The organism is Mesorhizobium sp. M7A.F.Ca.MR.362.00.0.0, assembly GCF_004023175.1.
Classification (GTDB): Bacteria; Pseudomonadota; Alphaproteobacteria; order Rhizobiales; family Rhizobiaceae; genus Mesorhizobium.
On record NZ_RZTF01000169.1, the window covers coordinates 1 to 2,942 of the forward strand.

The 2,942-nt window shown below is 62.5% G+C and carries 1 protein-coding gene and 3 pseudogenes; 1 reads left to right on the forward strand and 3 read right to left on the reverse strand.

Going from position 1 to position 2,942, the window contains the following annotated elements:
- Positions 1-1,093 (reverse strand): annotated as a pseudogene (locus EOC06_RS20140) (N-methylproline demethylase); the annotation flags it as partial.
- Positions 1,094-1,193: 100 nt separating this feature from the next.
- Between EOC06_RS20140 and queF the strand changes: the two are divergent.
- Entirely contained in the window at positions 1,194-1,655 is a 462-nt protein-coding gene (gene queF / locus EOC06_RS20145; RefSeq protein WP_010915503.1) for a preQ(1) synthase, read from the forward strand.
- A 100-nt stretch (positions 1,656-1,755) separates the two neighbouring features.
- Here the strand turns inward: queF and EOC06_RS45150 are convergent.
- Positions 1,756-2,298, reverse strand: a pseudogene (locus EOC06_RS45150) (alpha/beta hydrolase); the annotation flags it as partial.
- 252 nt (positions 2,299-2,550) lie between these two features.
- Positions 2,551-2,940 (reverse strand): annotated as a pseudogene (locus EOC06_RS20155) (hypothetical protein); the annotation flags it as partial.
- Between the last annotated feature and the right edge of the window lie 2 nt (positions 2,941-2,942).

Consider the following 2,942-nt stretch of genomic DNA (forward strand, 5'->3'; position numbering starts at 1 on the left):
CGCAAAGCGCTTCACCGCCCTCATAGATGCGGTCGAGACAATAGGTGGCGCCCACACAGGGGCGGATCTCATGCTCGCGCCCCTCCATCACCTTTTTGACGATGTGCGGATCGGCGATATGGGCGCGGGTCATGCCGACCATGTCGAGCTTGCCGGTGGCGATGGCGTGGCGTGCGGTGGCCACGTCGGATATGCGCGCCGCGTGGAAGGTCGGGAATTTCGTCGCCGCCCTCACCTCTCCGGCGAAATCGAGATGCGGCGAAGAACGCATGCCGGTTACCGGGATGACCTTGGTCAGCGCCGCATCGCTCTCGATCGAGCCACGGATGATGTTGAGGAAATCGACCTTGCCGGAGCCCGCCAGCCGCCTGGCGATTTCGATCCCCTCCGCCTTCGACAGGCCTTTTTCGAAATCTTCGTCGGCGACCATGCGGATGCCGACGACGAATTTGTCGCCGACAGCTGCCCGCACGGCATCGAGCACCATGTTGGTGAAGCGCAGGCGATTGTCCAGCGAGCCGCCGAATTCGTCGTCGCGATGATTGGTGGCTGGCGACCAGAAGCCGTCCATCAGATGGCCGTAGGATTCGAACTCGATGCCGTCGAGGCCGGCGGCCTCGCAGCGCTGGGCGGCTGAAGCATAGTCGGCGACGATGCGCTCGATGTCCCAGTCCTCGATCGTCTTCGGGAATGCGCGATGCGCCGGCTCACGCACCGGCGAGGCCGAGAGCACCGGCAGCCAGTCGGCCTTGTTCCAGCCGGTACGGCGGCCGAGATGGGTGATCTGGATCATCACCTTGCAGTCGTGCTCGTGGCAGGCGTCAGCGAGTTCGGCGAGCCACGGCACGATCCTGTCGTCATAGACATGCAGATTGCCGAAAGCGGCTGGGCTGTCGCGCGAGACGATCGCCGAGCCGGCGGTCATGGTCAGCGCCATGCCGCCCCTGGCCTTCTCGGCATGGTAGAGCCGGTATCGCTGTTTCGGCATGCCGTCCTCGGAATAGGCCGGCTCATGGCTGGTCGACATGACCCGGTTCTTCAGCGTCAGGTGTTTGAGCTGGTAGGGCTGGAGAAGCGGATCGTTGCTGGTCATCGTCTTCCTGCGGTTTCAAATTGTGCTAATGAGCGGCAAAATCTGTTTTCAAGCATGTCGTCCCGCACGCACTCCGGGCGCATGCGACAAGGATTGGCCCATGATCGACACCAAAACCCTCACCCAACTCGGCGCGCACGTCGAGACGCCACAAAGCCCCGAAGCAGCGGTCCTGGAGACCGTACCGTTTTCGCGCGGTGACGGACCGCCGGCGATCGTGCGCTTCACCTGCCCGGAATTCACCTCGCTGTGCCCAGTCACCGGCCAGCCGGACTTCGCACATATCGTCATCGACTACGCACCCGATGCGGCTCTGGTGGAATCGAAGTCGCTCAAGCTGTTCATGACCTCGTTTCGCAACCATGGCGCCTTCCATGAAGACTGCACCGTCATGATCGGCCGCCGCATCGTGGCGGCAACCAAGCCGCTGTGGTTGCGCATAGGCGGCTATTGGTATCCACGCGGCGGCATTCCGATCGATGTGTTCTGGCAAACCGGCGCTCCGCCCGAAGGCGCCTGGCTGCCCGACACCGGGGTAGCGCCTTATCGCGGGCGGGGTTGAGCGAACGCCAACCATGGATGGCACCCGTCCGGCAGAGCTTTGTTGCAAGAAAGGAAAAGATAGCATCGCTGTAGCGCAGTTGGTCGTAGCGCAGCAGATCGACATGGCCTGCGCCTCCAAACCAGACGAGTTGTGAACCAACGGCAGCATTCTGCAGCGCCAGCACCTGTCCATGATCGATGAAAGGGTCGTTGCTGCCTGCAAGCAGCATCAGCGGCTTGCCGATAGCAGCAAGATGGTCGACCGGCTTGACATCATCGGCGCTCAACCCGAGACGAAGCGGCATCTGTGCCAAAAGGACATCGGCTTGGAAACCGCGCCAGAAGTGGAAAGGCATTCGCCACGCTGTGGTTTCGCGCAAGGTTGCGTAGAGCTGCTCCAGCACATAGGCATCGGCAGGCGCTTGCGGCGCGGCAAAGACAAGTGCGGCGGCGCCAAGCGACGAGCCGATGGCGCCAAGCTTCTGGCCTGGAAAGCGTTGCCGAGCAAAGGTAATAATACGGGCGGCGTCTGGGCCTTCCGAATACCCGAAGCCCTGAACGGCGCCACCGCTCTCTCCATGACCGGAGAGGTCGAACAAGACAACGGAATAGCCAGCGTCGAACAAGAGCTTCGCCCTTTGAACCAAGGCCAGCCTGTTGGCGCCGCGCCCATGTCATGTAGCAGCACAATCGCACCGCAACTGCCCTTTCGATCGGCTACCCAGCCGACAAGCTCGGGCGCATCGGCCTGGTCGAGTACGACGCGCTCGACGGAGAAGTCGCCAGGCGCTGCCAGAGCTTGCCGCGGCTGGCGAGCGACCAGTATCGTGCCGATGTGCCAGTCGAACACGCCCCCGGCAACGCCGAGTCCGACCAGCACGATGGCTAGCGAAAAGCAAAGCTTCATCGCCGGTTCATTCGCACTGATATTGGCTGAGTGCCCATTCGCCGGTTACCGACAACAGGTCCGTGATCTTCCAGTCGCCGTCGACCCTCTTGAATTTCCATTCCAGCCGGTGCGGGTTGCCCGATATGACGAAGGCGACGATGACCTTGGCCTGGTCGCCGTTGATCGCCTCGAGGGTCTTCAGGCTCTTGTCGATCTCGGCCTTGTCGTAATCGGCATTGTCGAGCGCCATGTTGGGGTCGAGGCACTCGCCCTGCCCGGATTTGCGCAACGCGTCGCTCTTGTCGAGCACGGTTTTGGCCGGGTCGATGAAATGGCTTCGCTCGGCCGGATCGATCTCCAGTCCGACCTGATCGTAAAACGGCCGCACCACGGCGGTCGGCGAGCCCGGCTGGATCG

Excerpts from the sequence above, each read along its gene's own strand:
- queF (WP_010915503.1), top strand. The coding sequence starts at position 1,194 with ATGATCGACACCAAAACCCTCACCCAACTCGGCGCGCACGTCGAGACG.